Raw genomic sequence first — 20,814 nt, forward strand, 5'->3', positions numbered from 1 at the left:
CCGCAGCTAACGCATTAAGTATTCCACCTGGGGAGTACGATCGCAAGGTTGAAACTCAAAGGAATTGACGGGGGCCCGCACAAGCAGTGGAGCATGTGGTTTAATTCGATGCAACGCGAAGAACCTTACCTAGGCTTGAAAAGCAAGTGATAGGGTGTGAAAGCACTCCTCCAGCAATGGCACTTGTACAGGTGCTGCATGGCTGTCGTCAGCTCGTGCCGTGAGGTGTTGGGTTAAGTCCCGCAACGAGCGCAACCCTTACTATTAGTTGCCATCAGGTTAAGCTGGGCACTCTAATAGGACTGCCTACGCAAGTAGTGAGGAAGGTGGGGATGACGTCAAGTCCGCATGGCCCTTACGCCTAGGGCCACACACGTGCTACAATGGATGCAACAATGGGTTGCCAAACCGCAAGGTGGAGCCAATCCCTTAAATGTATCCTCAGTTCGGATTGGAGTCTGAAACTCGACTCCATGAAGTCGGAATTGCTAGTAATCGCGCATCAGCACGGCGCGGTGAATACGTTCCCGGGCCTTGTACACACCGCCCGTCAAGCCATGGAAGCCAGGGGTACCCAAAGTCAGTGTTCTAACCGTAAGGAGGAAGCTGCCTAAGGTAAAACTGGTGACTGGGGCTAAGTCGTAACAAGGTAGCCGTACCGGAAGGTGCGGCTGGATCACCTCCTTTCTAAAGAGTAATCAAACTATTACTGATACTTTTACACTCACTTTTCTTTTTAAAACCTGACTAACAGAAATGCAATCAGGTTTTTTAATGTTCCTTGAAAAGGTGATTTAGACCTGGGCCTGTAGCTCAGTTGGTTAGAGCGCACGCCTGATAAGCGTGAGGTCAGTAGTTCAATTCTACTCAGGCCCACTTTAGGGTGTGCATCTATGGTGATTTAAGATAACCACCCAGAATTAATTCTGGGGCTATAGCTCAATTGGGAGAGCGCCGCCCTTGCAAGGCGGAGGTTAACGGTTCGATCCCGTTTAGCTCCACTATAATCGCTTTATGCGAATAATTGTTCTTTGAAAAGTTGAAAGAGTAAAAACTAGTTTCTTTTGAAATGATGTTTTACTAGCCATAATAGAACCTAAATATCTGTGTATAAAAATATATTTTTTGGTTAAGTTATTAAGGGCATACGGTGGATGCCTTGGTACAAGAAGTCGACGAAGGACGCGGTTACCTGCGATAAGTCACGGATAGGTGGAAGCAACCTAAGACCCGTGAATTTCCGAATGGGGCAACCCATCCAGAGTAATGTCTGGATATCTACATCTCAATCAATAGGATGTAAGAAGGCAACCCAGTGAATTGAAACATCTCAGTAGCTGGAGGAAGATAAAACAATAGTGATTTCCTAAGTAGTGGCGAGCGAAAGGGAAACAGCCTAAACCGTCTAACATGTTAAAGGCAGTAACCGTTGTGTTAGCGGTGTTGTGGGACGTTCAAGATCGAATTACTGTAGATCAAAGAGTAAAAAATTACATTATTAGCCGAATGTTCTGGAAAGTTCAACCATAGAAGGTGATAGTCCTGTAGACGAAAATAATGTAACTCTTAGAACTGTTCCCAAGTACCACGAGATAAGTGGAAGCTTGTGGGAATCCGGGAGAACCATCTCCTAAGGCTAAATACTCTCTTGTAACCGATAGTGAAGCAGTACCGTGAGGGAAAGGTGAAAAGTACTCCTAACAGGAGGGTGAAATAGTACCTGAAACCGTATGCTTACAAACGGTTGGAGTCTCGATTCGTCGGGATGACAGCGTGCCTTTTGTATAATGAGCCAACGAGTTACTCGTACGTTGCAAGGTTAACCCCGTTACGGGGGCAGCCGAAGCGAAAGCGAGTCCGAAATGGGCGTTTTTAGTAACGTGCGGTAGACGCGAAACCGGGTGATCTACCCTTGTCCAGGATGAAGTGAGGGTAAAACCTCATGGAGGTCCGAACTAGTGTGGGTTGAAAACCGCTTGGATGAGGTGAGGGTAGGAGCGAAAGACCAATCAAACTCGGAGATAGCTCGTATTCCCCGAAATAGCTTTAGGGCTAGCCTCGAGTAAAAGTATGCAGGAGGTAGAGCACTGATTGGGCTAGGGCTGTCACAACGGTACCAAACCCAGACAAACTCCGAATTCCTGTCATATGTTTCTCGGGAGTCAGGCAGTGGGAGATAAGTTTCATTGCCGAGAGGAGAACAATCCAGACCATCAACTAAGGTCCCCAAATAGTAGTTAACAGAAAAAGGATGTTAAGTTGCTTAGACAACTAGGATGTTGGCTTAGAAGCAGCCATTCATTTAAAGAGTGCGTAATAGCTCACTAGTCAAGCGACTCAGCGTCGACAATTATCGGGACTAAACTACTTACCGAAGTTATGGATTCCGATTTATCGGAATGGTAGGGGAACATTGTATTTGCATCGAAGGCGTATTGTGAGATATGCTGGAGCGGATAGAAAAGCAAATGTTGGCATAAGTAACGATAAGATAGATGAAAAATCTATCCACCGAAAATCTAAGGTTTCCTGAGCAACGTTAATCGTCTCAGGGTTAGTCGATTCCTAAGCCGAGGCTGAAAGGCGTAGGTGATGGAAAACAGGTTAATATTCCTGTACCTGGTAAGTTTCGTTTGACTTTAAGGAGAGACGCAGTAGTGAAAGGTCGGCCACCTGTTGGATTAGGTGGTCTAAGTGCGTAGGTGGAGAAAGCAGGCAAATCCACTTTCTCTTAACACCGAGACACGAATGGGAGTCCCTAGGACACAAACCGACCCTAAGCAGACTGCCGAGAAAATCTTCGTAAAGGAGATGCTTATCAGATCGTACCGTAAACCGACACAGGTAGATGGGATGAATATTCTAAGGTGCTCGAGTGAGCCGTGGTTAAGGAACTCGGCAAATTAACCCCGTAACTTCGGGATAAGGGGTGCCTCTAAAGGTAAGGGAATTTACTTCCCAAGCTAGAGGAGGCCGCAGTGAAATGGCCCAAGCGACTGTTTAACAAAAACACATGTCTATGCGAAGTCAATCAAGACGATGTATATGGACTGACACCTGCCCGGTGCTGGAAGGTTAAGAGGAGAGGTCAGCGCAAGCGAAGCTTTGAATCGAAGCCCCAGTAAACGGCGGCCGTAACTATAACGGTCCTAAGGTAGCGAAATTCCTTGTCGGGTAAGTTCCGACCTGCACGAATGGTGTAACGATTTGGGCTCTGTCTCAACCACGGGCTCGGTGAAATTGTGGTACCGGTGAAGACGCCGGTTACCCGCATATGGACGGAAAGACCCCGTGCACCTTTACTGCACCCTAGCATTGGGTTCGAATAAGGCATGTGTAGGATAGGTGGGAGACTTCGAAGCCGGGGCGCTAGCTTCGGTGGAGTCAACGGTGAAATACCACCCTTGTTTTATTTGGATTCTAACCTCTGCCCTTGAATCAGGGTAAGGAACAGTGTTAGGCGGGTAGTTTGACTGGGGCGGTCGCCTCCAAAAATGTAACGGAGGCTCTCAAAGGTTCCCTCAGCACGGTTGGTAATCGTGCGGCGAGTGTAAAGGCAAAAGGGAGCTTAACTGCGAGACATACAGGTCAAGCAGGTGCGAAAGCAGGACTTAGTGATCCGACGACTTCGAGTGGAAGAGTCGTCGCTCAAAGGATAAAAGGTACGCCGGGGATAACAGGCTGATCTTGCCCAAGAGTTCATATCGACGGCAAGGTTTGGCACCTCGATGTCGGCTCATCGCATCCTGGGGCTGAAGAAGGTCCCAAGGGTTTGGCTGTTCGCCAATTAAAGCGGTACGTGAGCTGGGTTCAGAACGTCGTGAGACAGTTCGGTCCCTATCCTATGCGGGCGAGATGAAGTATCCCTGTCGCAAGACACTAAAGACTCCTCGGAGATTACGAGGTTGATAGGCTGCAGGTGTAAGTTCAGTAATGCATTTAGCCAAGCAGTACTAATAGGTCGTGCGACTTAATCAATATATTTTTATGTTCAGATATTTAATTTGTTATGGCGCTCTTTCAACTTTCTTTTTTAAAGTTTACAGATTTTTCTGGTGACTATAGCTAGGGTGTTACACCTCTTCCCATTCCGAACAGAGTAGTTAAGCCCCTATGCGCCGATGGTACTGCTCGGGTAACTGTGTGGGAGAGTAGGTCGTTGCCAGATTTTATTTTAATCCCGATCTTTGATCGGGATTTTTTATTTTAAATCATCTCTCAGTTTTTCTCTTTAATCATCCTTAAAAATTTCTTATTGACAAAAGACTTAGAAATGCTTAGATTCCAATTGGAATTTGTAATTGGAGTTTTCCCGCAAAGAATAAGGCGGGTGCTTTTTACAGGATAAGAAGAATGGAATATCTTTCTATGCAAGAAATTATTTCTATGAAAGAAGATATAAAACATGAAATGGAATTATTGCTTTCTAATAAGGCGATAGTTCTAAAACCTAACTCACTGCAATGGATGTTCTTTAGCGATTGTATAAACAAATTATTTAATTCCAATCATCCTTCCAAATTCATTTCCTTAAATAATTCCAATAAGGCACAATTAAAATTTGAAACTGAAGACAAGCTGAGAAAATTTTATTTGAGACCGGGTAGAAAAATAAATTTTGTTTTTCAGATGATTCATAAAAAAGATTTAAAAAAAATATTTTTTGATGAAGATGATTCTTATCCTGATATTGGCGGATATTCTATCCTTGTGCGTGATACTTCAAAAGAAAATTCTTCAAATAATATTCTGACTGAAAAAGATGTTAAAGATTATATTGAACGTGTTGTTACTGAAGCGATAGAAACTGAATTTAAATCATATATGATGCTGCCCAACATTATTCCTGATATTATAATTGATAAATGGTTTATTCCTGATAGCCCTGCTGTAAAAGAAATAATGCATGTTGTGCTTAGGCATAAAGAAAGAGGATGGACACTTTCTAATCCTATGAATCCATCTTCAAAAAGAATTATTGATATGAAAGTAAGAAAAACAGAGAAAGGAGAAGTTTTTGTTTCAACAATTGAGTATTGGTATTTACGCTGGTGGGATACAAATAAAAAAGCCTATACTTTTCCTTACAGGGAAACAAACAGGCAGCAATATGTTTTAAGAAAGCACGAAGGTATGTGGAAAGTTTATGAAACTATAAGACCACAACCAAGAACATCAATTCCTCATAGAAGGAAGTATTATTGAGAAGGAGTTTACATAATGATTTTTATCGGAAATAGCTTGATTATAATAACTTAGAGACACTGTTCTTTTTCAAGTTATTTCAAATTCATTATTTTATAATAACTTACCGTTGTTTTCATAAATTTCGAAAAGTGATTTTCGAAAATTTTTATTTTTGCCCTTGCGTGTTAATTGTAAATTATTATAAATTAACGTTCTAATAATAGCATACCTCCTCTTCGAGAATACTTTTCGCAAACGGGGCATATTTTAGTTTTACCATTCTAATTAATTCCTATTTCCTTCAAAGAAATTGACAATAAATTTCGCAAGCGGCTGCCCAAAATATACACTCAATTAATTTTCGAAGGATTATTTTATTGGCAAATCATTTACTAAAGAGAAATTGAACATTTGGTAGTTGGTTATTTTTCTTTGTAATTTTCATCCTAATAATAAACGGGTTTTCTATGGGAACTCAACAGCTTTTATATATTGTACTTGCTGTTATTATAATAGCAATAGCTATTTTAACTGGAATGAATTATTACAAAAGTTGGGCTTCACAGTCCAACCGCGATAAATTATATAACCATATTAATTACCTTTCTTATGAAGCAATGGCACATTCTAAAAAAGTTAGGCAAATGGGCGGTGGGCAGGGAAGTTTTAGTGGTTGGAAAATAAATTCTAAACTTCTAAAAACACCGGATGGCAAATTTACTGTTACTATTAAAGCAGCAAGAATAGATTTTAATGCTCTGGGTGTAGAAAAAGGATATGATGGAAAAAATCCTGTTAGAGTATCTGCCCGAGTACAAGGAACCAAAATTACTCCAAGAATTTGGAATTGATAAATGCAAAATTATTTATGAAAGAAACTGACAATAAATTTATTACCAGCCTGGTTGAGTCTTCTAAAAAAGGAAGCAGAAATGCTTTTATGCAACTTGTTGAAATAAATCTTGGAAATATTTATCTGCTTTGTTTAAGAATGTTGGCTGATTCTAAATTAGCGGAAAATCTAACCAAAGAAGTTTTTTTATTATCTTGGAAAAACATTAAGCAAGTAAGAACTGATACTTCATTTGCAAAGTGGTTGCACGGTTTTGCTGTATTTACAATTCTTCAAAATTTCAGAAAAAAGAATTCAGAATTATCTAAGGCATCAGAAATTCAGAATATGGGTCGAAAAATTTCAGCAAGTTCAAATTCTCTGGAAAGAATTATTTACCAACTGGATGAGATGGAAAGGATGATTTTTATATTACATGATATTGAGAATTATTCGGTTGAAGAAATAGCTGATTTGTTTGAAAATATTTCTGTAAATGATATTAAATCCTACCTATTTGTTGCCAGAAATTATTTAGTAGAGGAATTGAAGAAATGAATTGCTTTGAAATAACACCTCTGCTTCTTGATTATTTTGATAATCTAATATCTGAAGAACAAAAAAAAGAAATTGAAAACCATGTAAAGGATTGCATTAAATGTTCAAAGGATTTTAAAATTTTTACGGACTTTTTTTCTCAAATTGAATCCCTTCCCCAAAGCGTTCAGCCACCAAAAGGAATTCTGGATCAGATATTCAATGAAATTAATAATGAATCAGAACTAAAAGATAATAATTCAAATGCGGTTTTAAGCAAAAATAAACTTAGGAAAATTAAAAAACAGCAACGATTGTTGGAGGAAAAAGAAAAAGCTGATCATAGTAAAATTAAAAAACTTCCGCTGGATCTATTAGAAAAACCAATAAATGAAATAAATTTTAAATCTCGATTTTCCAAAAAGAAAATTTTAGTCATTCTTCCTCTGCTTATTGCAATATTAGTAATTTGTTTGTACTTGTACACCTCACTTCAAGAAAATTATCCGTGGGAAATAATTAAATCGGAAGGAAGTTATGTTATTCAGAATCGATTAACTGATCAAAAGAAATTTTATCTTGATGATAAATTAATAACACATGATTATTCAAATGTAACTGTTAAAATTGCCGATTTTGGACTGCTCCATATTGATCAGAATTCAATTATTAAATTGATAGATGCACAAAAGGGGGAAAATAGAATAAAATTATTCCAAGGTTCTGTGAGTGCTAATACCTGGACTCAGACGGGGAAATTTTCTATAGAAACACAGAATGCAATTACAACTGAAAATAAAAGCAATTTTAAAATAAATTATTTTGCAGACACAACAACTGTAATTAATGTAATTAGTGGATTTGTTGAGATTAATTCTGGGAATAATGTGTTTATGCTTCCTGAAGGATATACTTTTAAAATACATCAAAATGAAACTGGTATTCCTGTAAACAATAGTTCAACTGGAAATTTAAAAATTGCATTAATAGAATTTGAAAAAAAGCATGATCAGAATTCGTTTAATATCATCCTTAATGAATCAGCTGAGTTTGATGCTCTTACTTTATGGCATATTTTCCCTTTAATTGATGAACACTTGAGAGGTAAATTATTTGATAAACTTAATTCCTTTTATGCTGCTCCAAATGGTGTAACAAAACAAGGAATACTTGAATTAAACAAAGAAATGTTGAAAAAATGGTGGGACGAAATAGCCTGGCAAATTTAATTACTAGAATTAAGTTTAATTAATTTATTTCCTCACCTTTTAATTCTTTTTTAATAGAATCAATCAAAGAATTTTCTTTCCTTCCTGCTAAATCATCCCCATTATTTACTTTTTGTTTAGGCTCGGCAGTTTGTGAAGTATAAAAAGTTTCTGTGGAGCTGTATTCATTATTTAAGGAAATAGTTTTCCCAAAGAATTCACTAAGTCTTTGATCAATAAATTTCTTGTTTTGATTTAACATTATATTAATAGATTCATCACTGCCATGAACGTTAAGTTTATTACTTTCAAGACTGACTAATTGCAAATTAGATAAAGCAGAAGCGACAAGGATTTTTTCATTATTAATTGTTTGAATAAAATTTTTCCATTTGATCGTCAAGTCCATATTATCAGATTTTTTTATTGTAGAGGAAGATTCCGTTAAAGATTGGATCCCTGTTTTAATTAAAACCGGAGTTTCTTTCTTTTCAAGATTATCGGAAGTGTAGAATAAATTGTTGGATTCACTTACGCTATAAGCTGGAACTTTTTTTTTTATTTCTTCCAACTTTTGAATAACATCTTTTATTAAGGAAGATTTTTCCAATCCAATTAAGCTGCAAAGTGCAATCTCAATCTTTAAACGATGATTTTGTGTGTATCTTAATTCTTGTTGTGTTTTGTTTAGGAAATTTAAAATCCTCAGCAAATCACTTTCAGTAAATTTGTTTTTATAGTTGAAATATTTTTCCTTATAGATTTCCGCACTTTCAATAAGATCAGCATTTCCAGAAAGATTAATTGTTAAAATATTTCTAAAATGTTCTATTAAACCATTTAGGAAGTCAATAAAATTCCAACCTTTTTCGTACACCATTTTAGTTACTTCAAATGAAGCTGCGAATTTTTTATCAAGAATTGCATCAGATATTGTAAAGAATGTATCTTCATTAATAAGATTCAGCATATTGGAAAGTGTTTCTGCTTCAATCTCATTACCGCTAAAGGCAATAATCTGATCAAAAATACTTTCAGCATCGCGTAATGCACCATCTGCTTTTTTTGCTATTATAGTAAGCGATTGATCATCAATCTTTATTTTTTCTTCATCTGCAATTTTCTTTAATAATTTCTTAATTGGATTTAATTCAATCCTTCTGAAATCGAAACGCTGGCATCGTGAAATTATTGTTAGCGGTACTTTATGAACATCAGTTGTTGCAAAAATAAAAATCGTGTATTCAGGTGGTTCCTCCAAAGTTTTCAAAAGTGCATTAAATGATTCAGTTGTTAACATATGCACTTCATCAATGATGTAAACTTTATATTTGCCTTTGGTAGGTGCATATTTTACTGATTCTCTAAGCGTACGTATTTCATCTATTCTTCTGTTAGATGCACCATCTATTTCAATAATATCAAGCGATTGGGATGAGTTGAAAGATTTACACATCTCGCATTCATTGCAAGGTTCTGCATCTTTAGGGTGTAAGCAATTCAAAGTTTTTGCAAGAATTCTTGCTGTAGTAGTTTTACCAACTCCACGCGGACCTGCAAAAATATAAGCATGTGCAATTCTATTGTTTTTAATAGCATTTTTTAAAGTAATAGTAATATGCTCCTGACCAATCACCTCTTCAAAAAGTGCCGGTCGCCATTTTCTTGCGGTAACAACATAACTCATATAAACTCAATTTTTTTATGTGATAATAAGTTTATCAAAATTTAATTTTTCTAATAACAACTTGCAGATACTTTCTAGATATTTTTTATCAGTTTCATCAAAAGAATTAAGTGCACAACTATCCAGATCCAATACACCGTAAAGTTTGTCGTTTTTAATCAGCGGTATAACAATTTCTGATTTAGATTCAGAATCGCAGGCAATATGTCCTGGAAATTTTTCAACATCAGGTACAATAACCGTTTGTTTTTCAATTGCTGCTGTTCCGCAAACTCCTTTACCAATCTCAATCTTTGTACAAGCAATTTTCCCCTGGAATGGACCAAGAATTAATTCTCTTCCGGTATAAAGATAAAAACCAACCCAGCTTATTTTATCAAACGTTTGCTTTAAAGCAGCAGTAAAGTTAGAAAGACTTGTTAAAATGTAATCATTCTCATCAATTAAAATTTTCAACTGCGGTATTAAAGCAAGATATTTTTCTTGATCGGATAAATAATTATCAATTATTATTGATTCTGACATTTACTTCTTCAGCTTATTTTTCTTTTTAATCTTTTGTGTTTTTATTGACTCAAAAACAAATGGTAGAGCATCAACAATTTTTTCGATGGAAACAATATTCAAACCTTTTTTAACTTCTTCCTGAATCTCAACTAAATCTTTCTCATTCTCTTTTGGAATAAGAACCGTATTAATTCCCACTCGTTGAGCAGCCAACAATTTTTCATTTAACCCACCAATTGGTAAAACATTTCCGCGGAGAGTTATTTCACCGGTCATTGCAACATTGTTTTTAGCGGCTCTGCCACTAAATGCTGAGTACATTGCCATCGCCATTGTAATTCCTGCTGATGGTCCATCTTTTGGAATTGCACCTTCCGGAAGATGAATATGTATTTCTTTTCCTTTTTGAAAATTTGAATCCAATCCTAATAGTTTAGTATTGGAACGGATATAACTTAGTGCTGCTTGTGCAGATTCCTTCATAACATCACCAAGCTGACCAGTTAAAGACAAGCGTTCCGTACCATTCATTATTGTAGCATCAACATTTAAAATTTCACCGCCAACGCTTGTCCAGGCTAAACCAACCACGCTGCCTATTCGTGCTTCTTGTGTTGTGCGCTGCCTTCTATACTTTGGAACTCCAAGACATTCGGCAACTTTGTTTTCAGTGATCGGATATTCTTTATTCTTTTTACTTTCTTTTCCATTTTTAAGCTGTCTTAATACGATATCCCGCGCAGTTTTTCTGCAAACGGTTGCAATTTCACGTTCCATATTTCGCACACCGGCTTCACGGGTATATTCAGAAATAATTTTGATTACTGATGAATCCTCGAACGAAACATGTTTATCCTGCAATCCATGTGCAACAAGCTGCTTTGGAATGATGTGCCGTTTTGCTATCTGAAGTTTTTCATGTTCCAGGTATCCGGGTAATTCAATTATTTCCATTCTGTCTTGCAACGGAAGAGGGATGTTGTATTTTATATTTGCAGTTGTTATAAACATAACCTGCGATAAATCGTAATCAAGATCAAAGTAATGATCATTAAATGTATGATTCTGCTCAGGATCCAATACTTCAAGCAAAGCTGATGATGGATCGCCGCGAAAATCCATACTCATTTTATCAATTTCATCCATCAGAATAATAGGATTTACCGTTCCAGCTTTTTTCATTGATTGAATTATTTTTCCTGGCAGAGAACCAATATAAGTTCTTCTATGTCCGCGAATTTCTGCTTCATCTCTAACACCGCCAAGACTAATTCTTACAAAATTTCTTCCGATGGCTCTTGCAATAGATTTACCAAGTGAAGTTTTGCCAACTCCCGGAGGTCCGGTAAAACATAAAATTTGTCCTTTCATTTGTTTAACAAGGTTAAGTACGGCAATATGCTCAACTATTCTTTCTTTAGGTTTATCTAAACCATAATGGTCTTCATCCAGAATTTTACGCACGTAATTGATGTCCAGGTTATCGATAGTTTTCTGATACCATGGAACATCTATCAACCACTCAAGATAATTTCTGATAACTGTTGATTCAGGTGACATAGGTGGAGTTTTTTTGAGTTTGTTCAATTCTTCATTGGCTCTGTCTTCAGCATGCTTTGGCATTTTAGCCTTTTTAACCAAGTCCCGCAACCGGATAAATTCTGGTGAGGCTTCATCTTCGTCTCCAAGTTCATCCTGCAAAATTCTAATCTGCTCTTGTATTATAAACTTTCGCTGAGTCTTAGCAATATTTTCTTGTACTTTATGTTCAATTTCCTTTTCCACTTTCAGAATGTCAATTTCCGAATTCAAAATTTTTATTACTTCATAAAGCTGTTCTTTAATTGTAAACTTAGCAAGTATTGTTTGTTTTACTTCAATGTTCTGGGTGATGTTTGCTGCAACATAAAATAATTTCCTATCCGGCTCTTCAATATTGTCATAAGCATTTATTGCTTCTGATGGAATTGTGCGGTTTATCTTTACATACTCTTTAAACAAATGAGTCATTTGTCTAATCAATGCATTCATCTCAACTGCATTTTCTTCCTGTGGTAGAATAATTTCTATCCTTGCCTCAAAGAAATCAGGGTTTTCTGTAAATTCTAAAATTCGTCCCTGAATTATTCCATCAACTAAAATTTTCATTAAACCGTTTGGCAGCTTAAGGATTTGAATAATCTTTGCAACGGTACCTTCGAGAAAAATATCTTCCTTCTTCGGTTCGTCTATATTAGCTCTTTTTTGAGCGGCAAGAAAAATATATTTTGAACTTTCCAGTGCATAGTTTGCTGCTTTTATGGATTGCTCTCTTCCAACAAGGACAGGGAAGATCATATAAGGAAAAATAACGTTATCACGTAGTGGTAGGATTGGTAAATTTTTTGGTACTTCATCTACAAACGAACTATCAATTAATTCTGCTAACTTCGTTTTCTCAACAACTTTCAAATGCCACACTCCATATTTTCAATAAAAAATTTCACTCAAAATATACCAAATAATAGATGAGCTATCAAGGAATGAAGAATTGAAGAGGCGGTTTCTAAAATTGGTAATGAAAAAGTTAAGTTGTTGATAACAATCTGACAATTAAACAATTTTCTGCCATTTAGATTAGAACTAAAGCACCAACCAAATATTTATTATTACTTCCATCATATTGTGTAAATTTGAATAACACTAATTTGGATTAAGAATGATCGATAATGTAATTAAAATTTCTAAAGAAGCCGGAGAGATAATTAAACAGGCATTCAGAACTAACTTTTCAGTTGAATATAAGACTAATGAATCGAATCTTGTAACGGAAATAGATAAAAAATCTGAAAAGCTAATTATTGATTTTATTAAGAAAAAATATCCATCTCACGGAATTCTTGCTGAAGAAACTGGTGGCGATTATTTAAATAAAGAATTTGTTTGGGTTATAGATCCGCTTGATGGCACAACTAATTTTGCACATGGTTTACCAATTTTTTCTGTTTCAATTGGAGTACAGAAGAATGGAAAATCAATTTGCGGAGTTGTTTATGATATAATGAGAGGTGTTTTATATTCAACTGAATTTGGTTCCGGTTCTTTTTGTAATGGACGACGGATGAAAGTGAGCGAGAATGAGAATTTGAGTCACAGCGTTTTGGTAACAGGTTTTCCATATGATATTGCCGAGAATCCTGGAAACGCAATTGATATTTTTGCAACATTTATTAAAAAAAGCAGAGCTATTAGAAGACTTGGATCTGCGGCAATTGATTTTTGTTATGTTGCCGATGGAGTATTTGATGGCTTCTGGGAGGTTAATCTAAATCCTTGGGATATTTGCGCTGGCAGGTTAATTGTTGAAGAAGCTGGCGGTTTGGTATCTGATTTTGCAGGAAATGAAAAAGATATTTTTTGTAAACAAATACTTGCAACTAATGGAAAAGTAAGTAAAAGAATGTTACAAGAATTATCAAATTTTACATAGAAGATATAAATTGTTTTTGTATATAATCAAATAAAGAAAAAGCCATAAATGACATTTTTTTCACCTAAATTTTGGCACCTTGAAATTTTTTGAAGACACACCGCTTTTTAGTATCTTTACCATCAATGTTTAATAAATTTATTATCACTATCGATGGTCCGGCAGGTTCTGGAAAAAGTACAACTGCTAAGCTAATTGCTGCTAAATTAGGTTACACATACCTGGATACCGGGGCTATGTATAGGGCAATAACTTACCTGGCTCTTAAAAAGAATTTAACCGACAATGAAGATGAGATTATTAAATTAGCTGAAAATGTTCGGATTAATTTGAACTTTTCAAATGGAAAAACGATTGTAGTTATTAACGATGAAGATGTGACTGAAGAAATTCGCTCTTTTGAGGTTAATTCCCGTGTAAGTGATGTTAGTTTAATACCGGGAGTAAGAAAAGCATTGGTGAAACTTCAGCGCAAAATTGGAGAAAATACAAATATTGTTGCTGAGGGAAGAGATATTGGAACAGTTGTTTTTCCTGAAGCAGAAGTTAAGATTTTTCTAATTGCTACTTTAGAAGAAAGAGCTAAAAGAAGATTGAAAGAATTTGAACAGAAAGGTGAACGTATCACGATTAAGGAAATTCAGGAAAATTTAAGTAAACGCGATTATATCGATTCGCATCGGGAAGTTAGCCCACTAATGAAAGCTGATGGTGCTTTTGAAGTCGATACTTCTGATTTAACAATTGAAGAACAGGTGAATAAAATATTAAAAATTGCGGAAGTAGTTTCTAATAAAATGAAATCAGTCATCGTAAAAGATGTTTGAAAGATTTTAGTTAATGAAAATTAATATAGATAGTAATGCAGGCTTTTGCTGGGGAGTAGTTAGAGCAATTGATTTTGCAGAAAAAGAGTTAAGCACTGCCAATAAAGTATATTCGCTCGGTGATGTTATTCATAATACGGCAGAAGTAAAAAGATTAAATGATCTTGGTCTTGAAACGATATCGGTTAATGATTTCTCAAAACTTGAAAAGGGAAGTAAGGTTTTAATTAGAGCGCATGGTGAGCCTCCAGCAACCTATAAATTAGCAGCTCAAAATGATTTGGAAATTATTGACGCAACCTGTCCCATTGTTACTAAGGTACAAGAACGGATAAGAAAATTTTATGATAATAATTTTCAGGTTGTAATCTTTGGTAAAAAAGATCACGCAGAAGTTATTGGTTTACGTGGTGTAACTTCTGATAATGCAATTGTTGTTCTTAGTGTTGATGAAGCGTTGGAAAAAGTTGATTTTCAAAAACCAACTGTTCTTTTTTCTCAAACCACAATGGATAGAGAGACATTCCAAAAGATTACTGATGCGTTGAGAGAAAGGATAAAGGAATTGCAGATCGGTTCAATTGAAGAGGAAGCAGTTCAGTTTCATTCGAAGAATACAATTTGCGGACAGGTTTCCGGTCGCGATAAAAAGTTACGAGAATTTGCTAAGGCAAATAATGTTATACTTTTTGTTGCTGGAAAGAAAAGCAGCAATGGAAAAGTTCTTTTTAATATTGCAAAAGAAGAAAATCCGAAGACATATTTTATAGAAGAAGAAAATGATATTCAGTTTGGATGGATTGATGATGCAGACACTGTTGGAGTTACCGGTGCTACTTCAACTCCACAATGGTTAATGATAAAAATAAAAGGATATATTGAAAAGAGATAAGTAATGAAAATTGATTTTGACATAAATAAAACCACTGCATATTGGGTAGAAGGTTCGATAGAAGATTTAGATGTGGCAAAATCACTTTTTAATTCGCAAAAGTTTCTTTATTCATTATTTTTTGGACATTTGGCTTTAGAAAAAATGCTTAAAGCACTATTTGTGAAAATTAATATGGAACATGCACCAATTACTCATTCATTACCGTTGCTCATTGAAAAAAATAAATTAATAATTCCTGAAGTGTTTAAAATTAAACTCGTTGAGTTTATGGATTCTATATTGAAGGTAGGTATCCAATCGATAGGAAGAAGCACTTTGAAAAATGTGATGAAAAATTTACAAAACAAAAACTTGAAGAGATAAAAGAAGTCCATCAATGGTTGAAAGCTCAATTATAAATATTGTTAAAAAATACAAAGATCAGCTTAATAAAAAAGGCGTTGAAGTTAATAAGATATTACTTTATGGTTCTTATGCAAAACATGTCAATTCTAAAGAGAGCGATATTGATGTGGCAGTTATCTCAGATAATTTCGGTATTGATCCTATTGATGAAGGAATGATGCTTTTTAGAATTGCCGGCGAAATCGATTTAAGAATAGAACCTGTTGCTTTTTCAAGGAAATCATTTGAAGAAGATAATTGGTTACCATTAATTTATGAAATAAAAAAAACTGGAATTGAGGTTAATTAAAGTCATCTTAATAACGAATGTTTAACTAAACACTTTTGCTTCAACTAATTTCTGATGACTAATTAGTGAAAAGCAGGTAATTATTTTTTGGAGGCATAATGTCTGAAGAGACAAACGAACGAGTTGAAGTCGTTCAAGTTCCAAGTAAAGGGGTAGAAAAGTATCTAAACTCAGATGAATATTCTGTTGAAGAATTAGAGCTTTTAACTAAACTGTATTCACAATCCTTTAAAGATGTAAAGGAAGGTGAAATTATTAAAGGTAAGATCGTCGGCATTCAAGGAGATAATGTAATTCTTGATGTTGGTTTCAAATCGGAAGGAACTATTCCTAAGAACGAATTTTTTGCTGGTGAAGAAATTAAAATTGGTTCTGACGTAGAAATAGTTATTGAAAGCGTTGAAGACGGCGAAGGAAATCTTGTCCTTAGTAAAAAGAGAGCTGATTTCTTAAGGATCTGGAATAAAGTAGTTAATGCTTACGATACCGGCGAAATTATGCAGGGAAAAATTCTTAAGAGAATTAAAGGCGGAATGGTTGTTGACTTAATGGGTATTGAAGCATTCTTACCTGGTTCTCAAATAGATATTCGCCCTGTACGCGATTTTGATGCTTTCGTTGGTCAAACAATGGATTTCAAAGTTGTTAAGATCAATATTCCTACTGAAAATGTTGTAGTATCTCATAAAGTTCTTATCGAAGAAGAAATTTCTGATCAAAGAAAAGCAATTCTTGATAGCCTTGAGAAAGGACAAATCCTTGAAGGTATTGTTAAAGCAATTACCGATTTTGGCGTGTTCGTGGATCTTGGCGGCGTTGATGGATTAATTCACATTACCGATTTAAGCTGGGGAAGAATTAATCATCCAAGTGAAGTTGTTAAGCTTGATGAAAAGATAAAAGTTGTTGTAACAGATTTCGATATGGAAAAGAAAAGAATTTCTCTTTCACTTAAACAACTTCTTCCTCATCCATGGGATAGTATTGATGTTAAATATAAAGTTGGTGATAAAGTTGCTGGTCGTGTTGTATCGCTTACAGATTATGGCGCTTTCATAGAAATTGAAAAAGGTATTGAAGGCTTAATCCACATTTCTGAAATGAGCTGGACACTTCATATTAAACATCCATCTCAGTTTGTTTCTATGGGACAGATTGTTGAAGCAATAATTTTAAGTCTTGATAAAGATGACAAGAAAATTTCACTTGGTATGAAGCAATTGGTTCCAGATCCTTGGACAGAACTTATGCAGAAATATCCGGTTGGAACTAAGCATACCGGCATTGCCAGAAACCTAACTAACTTCGGAGTTTTTGTTGAACTTGAACCAGGTGTTGATGGATTGGTTCATATTTCTGATTTATCTTGGACAAAGAAAATTCGTCATCCCGGAGAAGTTGTAAAGAAAGGTGAAAAAATAGATGTTGTTGTTCTTGGTGTTGATACCGACCAGAGAAAAATTTCTTTGGGTCATAAACAAATCCAGGATAATCCTTGGGACGTTTTTGAAAGAAACTATGCCGTTGGAACAATTGCTGAAGGTAAAGTTGTAAGGATAATTGAGAAAGGGTTGATTGCAGAACTTCCATCTAAAGTTGATGGTTTTGTTCCTGTTACCCAACTTTCAACTTCAAAAATCAAAAATATTTCTTATTGTTTCCCTGTCGATTCAGAACTTCCATTGAAGGTTGTTGAGTTCGATAAAGAAAACAAAAAGATTGTTCTTAGTGCAGTCGGCGCATTGAAAGAAAAATCGAATGACGAAATAAAAGAATACATTGCTAAACACAAATTAGAAAAAGTTTCTATTGATGACATTAGAAACGCAAGTGCAGATACTGTTGATTCATCGGGTTTTCCAAATTATGAAACACCTGACGAACCCTTAGTTTCAAATCCTTCTGCACCAACTGTGTAAGCTGATTTTTTTATCAGTAGTTTATAGAAATGCCATCCTGAATTTTTCGGGATGGCTTTCTTATATTTAGATAGTTATTTATTGAAAGATTAATGCATGCAAAGTAAAGTTGCGTTTTACACTTTGGGTTGTAAGTTAAATTACTCAGAGACTTCAACAATAGGAAATCTTTTTCTAAACAAGGGATTTGACGTAGTTGAATTTACAGAACAAGCTGACGTTTATGTTATAAATACATGTTCTGTAACTGATAATACTGATAGAGAATGCCGTCAGATTGTGCGCCGGGCTTTAAGAAAAAATCCTGAAGCATTTATAGCGGTTACAGGTTGTTATGCACAGTTAAAACCGGAAGAAATTGCAAAGATTAATGGCGTAGATGTTGTTCTTGGCAGTAACGAAAAATTCAAGCTCTTTGATTTTGTAGATAATTTTGGCAAGAAAGAATTATCTTGTATTTATGTTTCACCAACCGAGCAGCTTACTGATATTAATCCAGCTTCATCAACAGATGCTGACAGCAGAACAAGAGCGTTCCTTAAAATCCAGGATGGATGTGATTATAAATGTTCCTTCTGTACAATTCCTTTAGCAAGAGGTAAAAGTAGAAGTTTAACACAGGAACAGGTTATAACAAATTTTACAAAACTCATTGATGAAGACTACAAAGAAATTATTCTTACCGGAGTAAATGTTGGTGATTATGGTAAAATGAATGGCACTGATTTATTCTCGCTTTTAAAAACAATAAACGAAATTCCCGGTAAGTTCAGGATAAGAATTAGCTCCATCGAGCCAAATCTTTTAACAGATGAAATCATTCAGCTTACAATTGAAAATGGAAAGATGTGTAAGCATTTTCATATTCCTCTCCAAAGCGGCAGTGCTAAAATCCTTAAGCTTATGCAAAGAAGATATACAAAGAGCGATTATGAAAAATTAATTTCCAAGTTGGCAACCCAAATTGCAGGCGTCGGAATTGGTGTTGATGTTATTGTTGGCTTTCCTGGTGAAACCGAAAATGATTTTTTAGAAACTTATAACTTTTTAAATGAATTACCCATTTCCTACCTGCACGTTTTTACTTATTCCGAAAGACCGAATACTAAAGCAATTGATTTACCTGGGAAGGTTGAATTTGCAGAACGGAAAAGAAGAAACAATATGCTACGTATCCTTAGTGAGAAAAAGAAGAATGAGTTTTATAGGCGAATGATCGGGAATGATGTGGAAATATTATTTGAACACGAAAATCATAATGGATTTATGAAAGGTTTTGCTTCCAACTATGTTCGTGTACAGAGTAAATATGATGAAACAAAAATAAACCAGTTTACTAAAGCAAAGATAGTAAATGTAGTTGATAATATTTGTTCAGTAGAAATTTTGTAGATAAAAATTCCACTTGCATAATAGCGGAATGAATTCTAAACTTACTTCCAATATTTTTTATTCTGAGGAAAAATGAAAAAAACAATTTTGCTGATGTTAGTCGTTTCATCTATATTAGCTGCACAATCAACATCATCCAAAACAAATTTTGAATTGAGGAATGATGCAAAACAAATTCAATTAAAAAATATTTCTGTCTCCCTTAATCCCGATGAAGGATTTACAAAAAAAAGTGGATTTATGGCTGTGTTATATAGTTTACTGCTGCCCGGTATGGGCGAGTTATATGCTGGCAATTATGATAGAGGAAAATATTTTACTGTTGCAGATGGAGTTTTTTGGGGTGCGTATGCAGGCTTTAATATTTATGGTAACTGGCAGAGAAATAGTTATAAATCATTTGCGGCTACTTATGGCGGAGTAGAAATAAATGGTAAAGATGCCGGATACTTTGCAAATATAAGCGAGTTTACCAACATTGATGATTATAATAGAAGAAAAGGTTTGGATGGCGATTTTGACCAGCTTTATGATGTGCAAAAATATAACTGGAAATGGAAAGATGTTGCCCAGAGAACTGAATACAGAAATATGTGGGAATCGAGTGAGCAAGCGTTTAATAATGTAAGATTTGCTGTTGGAGCTTTGATATTGAACAGAATCATTAGTGCAATTGATGCTGCGTTGCTTGTTCGTTCTTATAACAAGCAATTGAATATTCAAACCGGTTGGAATGTTTCGGTTGGAAATAACAGCGTTTATCCATCTGGAATGGAAATAAATTTTCAAACTTCTTTTTAAATTAAGGGATGCTATTTGTTTTGAACATATAGCATTTCTTTAACTAATCTTTTATTTTACACTCCAACAAAACTAAATATCCAGCTTGAATAATTATAAACTTAAAATCCAATATGATGGAACCAACTATGCAGGTTGGCAGATTCAGAATTATACACCAACTGTTCAGCAAACAATTGCTGATGCTATAAAAATTTTGTTGAAAGAAGAACTTCAATTGATTGGTGCTGGTAGAACTGATGCCGGTGTTCATGCACTTGGTCAGGTAGCTAATTTTAAGACTGAAAATGAAATTGATTTATACAAGTTTAAGCATTCATTAAATTCCATTCTTCCAAATGATGTTTCAATTGTTGATATTACAAAGGTGGATGAAAATTTCCATTCGCGGTTTAGTGCAAAGAAACGATGTTATTTATATTTTATCAGCAAGCATAAATCACCATTTTATGAAAAATTTACTTATCGCTATCCTGAAAAATTAAATATCCCGGATCTTAATATTTTAGCAAATCCATTAATTGGTGAGCATGATTTTACATCATTCTGTAAAAAGAAAAGTAAAACTAATAATAAAGAATGTATTGTTTATGATGTCCATTGGAAGGAAACAAAAGAAGTTATTATTTTTTTTATTGAAGCAAACCGTTTTTTACACAGGATGGTTAGATCAATTGTTGGTACCCTCCTCAATGTTTCAAAAGAGAAATATGGTAGCGATTATATCAAAAATATTTTAGAGCAAAAAGATAGAATAATTGCAGGTGAATCTGTACCAGCAAAAGGATTATTTTTATACAAAGTAAAATATTAAAATGAATTGTTCTTTTGTTTAGATGAAAACAGTTCATGATTATTT

General features: G+C 35.0%; 16 protein-coding genes, 2 tRNA genes and 3 rRNA genes. 18 read left to right on the forward strand and 3 right to left on the reverse strand.

What is annotated here, in order from left to right; genetic code table 11:
* The 9 genes from NTX22_13970 to NTX22_14010 all read left to right on the forward strand — a co-directional run.
* Window positions 1-687, forward strand: a 16S ribosomal RNA gene (locus NTX22_13970); the annotation flags it as partial.
* A gap of 115 nt (window positions 688-802) precedes the next feature.
* Window positions 803-876: transfer RNA gene (locus NTX22_13975), tRNA-Ile, on the forward strand.
* Window positions 877-928: 52 nt separating this feature from the next.
* Window positions 929-1,001: transfer RNA gene (locus NTX22_13980), tRNA-Ala, on the forward strand.
* Between the two features lie 126 nt (window positions 1,002-1,127).
* Window positions 1,128-3,978: ribosomal RNA gene (locus NTX22_13985) — 23S ribosomal RNA — on the forward strand.
* 73 nt (window positions 3,979-4,051) lie between these two features.
* Window positions 4,052-4,168, forward strand: a 5S ribosomal RNA gene (rrf, locus tag NTX22_13990).
* A gap of 185 nt (window positions 4,169-4,353) precedes the next feature.
* Entirely contained in the window at window positions 4,354-5,205 is an 852-nt protein-coding gene (locus tag NTX22_13995) for a hypothetical protein (protein MCX6151629.1), read from the forward strand.
* A 449-nt stretch (window positions 5,206-5,654) separates the two neighbouring features.
* Window positions 5,655-6,038 carry a hypothetical protein gene (locus NTX22_14000; protein ID MCX6151630.1) on the forward strand — a complete coding sequence of 128 codons (384 nt, stop codon included), beginning with the start codon at window positions 5,655-5,657 and terminating at the stop codon, window positions 6,036-6,038.
* A gap of 17 nt (window positions 6,039-6,055) precedes the next feature.
* Complete coding sequence (locus NTX22_14005) at window positions 6,056-6,577, forward strand: RNA polymerase sigma factor (protein MCX6151631.1); 522 nt, start codon at window positions 6,056-6,058, stop codon at window positions 6,575-6,577.
* The gene (locus tag NTX22_14010) at window positions 6,574-7,785 is read left to right on the forward strand and encodes a FecR domain-containing protein (GenBank protein ID MCX6151632.1); all 1,212 of its coding nucleotides are present in this window, start codon (window positions 6,574-6,576) and stop codon (window positions 7,783-7,785) included. The genes NTX22_14005 and NTX22_14010 overlap by 4 nt, the downstream gene beginning before the upstream one ends.
* 19 nt (window positions 7,786-7,804) lie before the next feature.
* On the opposite strand, the gene dnaX is transcribed toward NTX22_14010, so the two are convergent.
* From dnaX to lon, 3 genes are read right to left on the reverse strand one after another with little or no spacing between them, the layout of a single operon-like run.
* Window positions 7,805-9,451 carry a DNA polymerase III subunit gamma/tau gene (gene dnaX / locus NTX22_14015; GenBank protein ID MCX6151633.1) on the reverse strand — a complete coding sequence of 549 codons (1,647 nt, stop codon included), beginning with the start codon at window positions 9,449-9,451 and terminating at the stop codon, window positions 7,805-7,807.
* A 15-nt stretch (window positions 9,452-9,466) separates the two neighbouring features.
* Window positions 9,467-9,976 carry a GAF domain-containing protein gene (locus tag NTX22_14020; GenBank protein MCX6151634.1) on the reverse strand — a complete coding sequence of 170 codons (510 nt, stop codon included), beginning with the start codon at window positions 9,974-9,976 and terminating at the stop codon, window positions 9,467-9,469.
* Complete coding sequence (lon, locus tag NTX22_14025) at window positions 9,977-12,409, reverse strand: endopeptidase La (protein ID MCX6151635.1); 2,433 nt, start codon at window positions 12,407-12,409, stop codon at window positions 9,977-9,979. It lies immediately after the preceding gene.
* 247 nt (window positions 12,410-12,656) lie between these two features.
* Here lon and NTX22_14030 point away from each other — a divergent pair, with 247 nt between their 5' ends.
* The 9 genes from NTX22_14030 (at window position 12,657) to truA (ending at window position 20,769) form a co-directional block, all read left to right on the forward strand.
* The gene (locus tag NTX22_14030) at window positions 12,657-13,427 is read left to right on the forward strand and encodes an inositol monophosphatase family protein (protein MCX6151636.1); all 771 of its coding nucleotides are present in this window, start codon (window positions 12,657-12,659) and stop codon (window positions 13,425-13,427) included.
* An 89-nt stretch (window positions 13,428-13,516) separates the two neighbouring features.
* Complete coding sequence (gene cmk, locus NTX22_14035; protein MCX6151637.1) at window positions 13,517-14,254, forward strand: (d)CMP kinase; 738 nt, start codon at window positions 13,517-13,519, stop codon at window positions 14,252-14,254.
* Window positions 14,255-14,267: 13 nt separating this feature from the next.
* Entirely contained in the window at window positions 14,268-15,146 is an 879-nt protein-coding gene (locus tag NTX22_14040; GenBank protein ID MCX6151638.1) for a 4-hydroxy-3-methylbut-2-enyl diphosphate reductase, read from the forward strand.
* A 3-nt stretch (window positions 15,147-15,149) separates the two neighbouring features.
* On the forward strand, window positions 15,150-15,512 hold the full coding sequence (locus tag NTX22_14045; GenBank protein MCX6151639.1) for a HEPN domain-containing protein: 363 nt from the start codon (window positions 15,150-15,152) through the stop codon (window positions 15,510-15,512).
* Window positions 15,513-15,525: 13 nt separating this feature from the next.
* Window positions 15,526-15,843: a nucleotidyltransferase domain-containing protein gene (locus NTX22_14050; protein ID MCX6151640.1), complete on the forward strand. Its 318-nt coding sequence runs from the start codon at window positions 15,526-15,528 to the stop codon at window positions 15,841-15,843.
* A 98-nt stretch (window positions 15,844-15,941) separates the two neighbouring features.
* Window positions 15,942-17,762 (forward strand): 30S ribosomal protein S1, encoded by a 1,821-nt coding sequence (rpsA, locus tag NTX22_14055; GenBank protein MCX6151641.1) that lies wholly within the window; start codon window positions 15,942-15,944, stop codon window positions 17,760-17,762.
* A 96-nt stretch (window positions 17,763-17,858) separates the two neighbouring features.
* Window positions 17,859-19,154, forward strand: coding sequence for a tRNA (N(6)-L-threonylcarbamoyladenosine(37)-C(2))-methylthiotransferase MtaB (mtaB, locus tag NTX22_14060; protein ID MCX6151642.1), 1,296 nt, complete (start codon window positions 17,859-17,861; stop codon window positions 19,152-19,154).
* Between the two features lie 72 nt (window positions 19,155-19,226).
* Window positions 19,227-19,955 carry a hypothetical protein gene (locus tag NTX22_14065; GenBank protein ID MCX6151643.1) on the forward strand — a complete coding sequence of 243 codons (729 nt, stop codon included), beginning with the start codon at window positions 19,227-19,229 and terminating at the stop codon, window positions 19,953-19,955.
* Window positions 19,956-20,040: 85 nt separating this feature from the next.
* Complete coding sequence (gene truA, locus NTX22_14070; GenBank protein MCX6151644.1) at window positions 20,041-20,769, forward strand: tRNA pseudouridine(38-40) synthase TruA; 729 nt, start codon at window positions 20,041-20,043, stop codon at window positions 20,767-20,769.
* Window positions 20,770-20,814 lie beyond the last annotated feature (45 nt).

This window comes from Ignavibacteriales bacterium, from assembly GCA_026390815.1.
GTDB lineage: Bacteria > Bacteroidota > Ignavibacteria > Ignavibacteriales > SURF-24 > JAPLFH01.

Coding starts and splice junctions, on each gene's coding strand:
- NTX22_13995 (MCX6151629.1), top strand. CDS start 4,354: ATGGAATATCTTTCTATGCAAGAAATTATTTCTATGAAAGAAGATATA.
- NTX22_14000 (MCX6151630.1), top strand. CDS start 5,655: ATGGGAACTCAACAGCTTTTATATATTGTACTTGCTGTTATTATAATA.
- NTX22_14005 (MCX6151631.1), top strand. CDS start 6,056: ATGAAAGAAACTGACAATAAATTTATTACCAGCCTGGTTGAGTCTTCT.
- NTX22_14010 (MCX6151632.1), top strand. CDS start 6,574: ATGAATTGCTTTGAAATAACACCTCTGCTTCTTGATTATTTTGATAAT.
- dnaX (MCX6151633.1), bottom strand. CDS start 9,451: ATGAGTTATGTTGTTACCGCAAGAAAATGGCGACCGGCACTTTTTGAA.
- NTX22_14020 (MCX6151634.1), bottom strand. CDS start 9,976: ATGTCAGAATCAATAATAATTGATAATTATTTATCCGATCAAGAAAAA.
- NTX22_14030 (MCX6151636.1), top strand. CDS start 12,657: ATGATCGATAATGTAATTAAAATTTCTAAAGAAGCCGGAGAGATAATT.
- NTX22_14040 (MCX6151638.1), top strand. CDS start 14,268: ATGAAAATTAATATAGATAGTAATGCAGGCTTTTGCTGGGGAGTAGTT.
- NTX22_14045 (MCX6151639.1), top strand. CDS start 15,150: ATGAAAATTGATTTTGACATAAATAAAACCACTGCATATTGGGTAGAA.
- NTX22_14050 (MCX6151640.1), top strand. CDS start 15,526: ATGGTTGAAAGCTCAATTATAAATATTGTTAAAAAATACAAAGATCAG.
- rpsA (MCX6151641.1), top strand. CDS start 15,942: ATGTCTGAAGAGACAAACGAACGAGTTGAAGTCGTTCAAGTTCCAAGT.
- mtaB (MCX6151642.1), top strand. CDS start 17,859: ATGCAAAGTAAAGTTGCGTTTTACACTTTGGGTTGTAAGTTAAATTAC.
- NTX22_14065 (MCX6151643.1), top strand. CDS start 19,227: ATGAAAAAAACAATTTTGCTGATGTTAGTCGTTTCATCTATATTAGCT.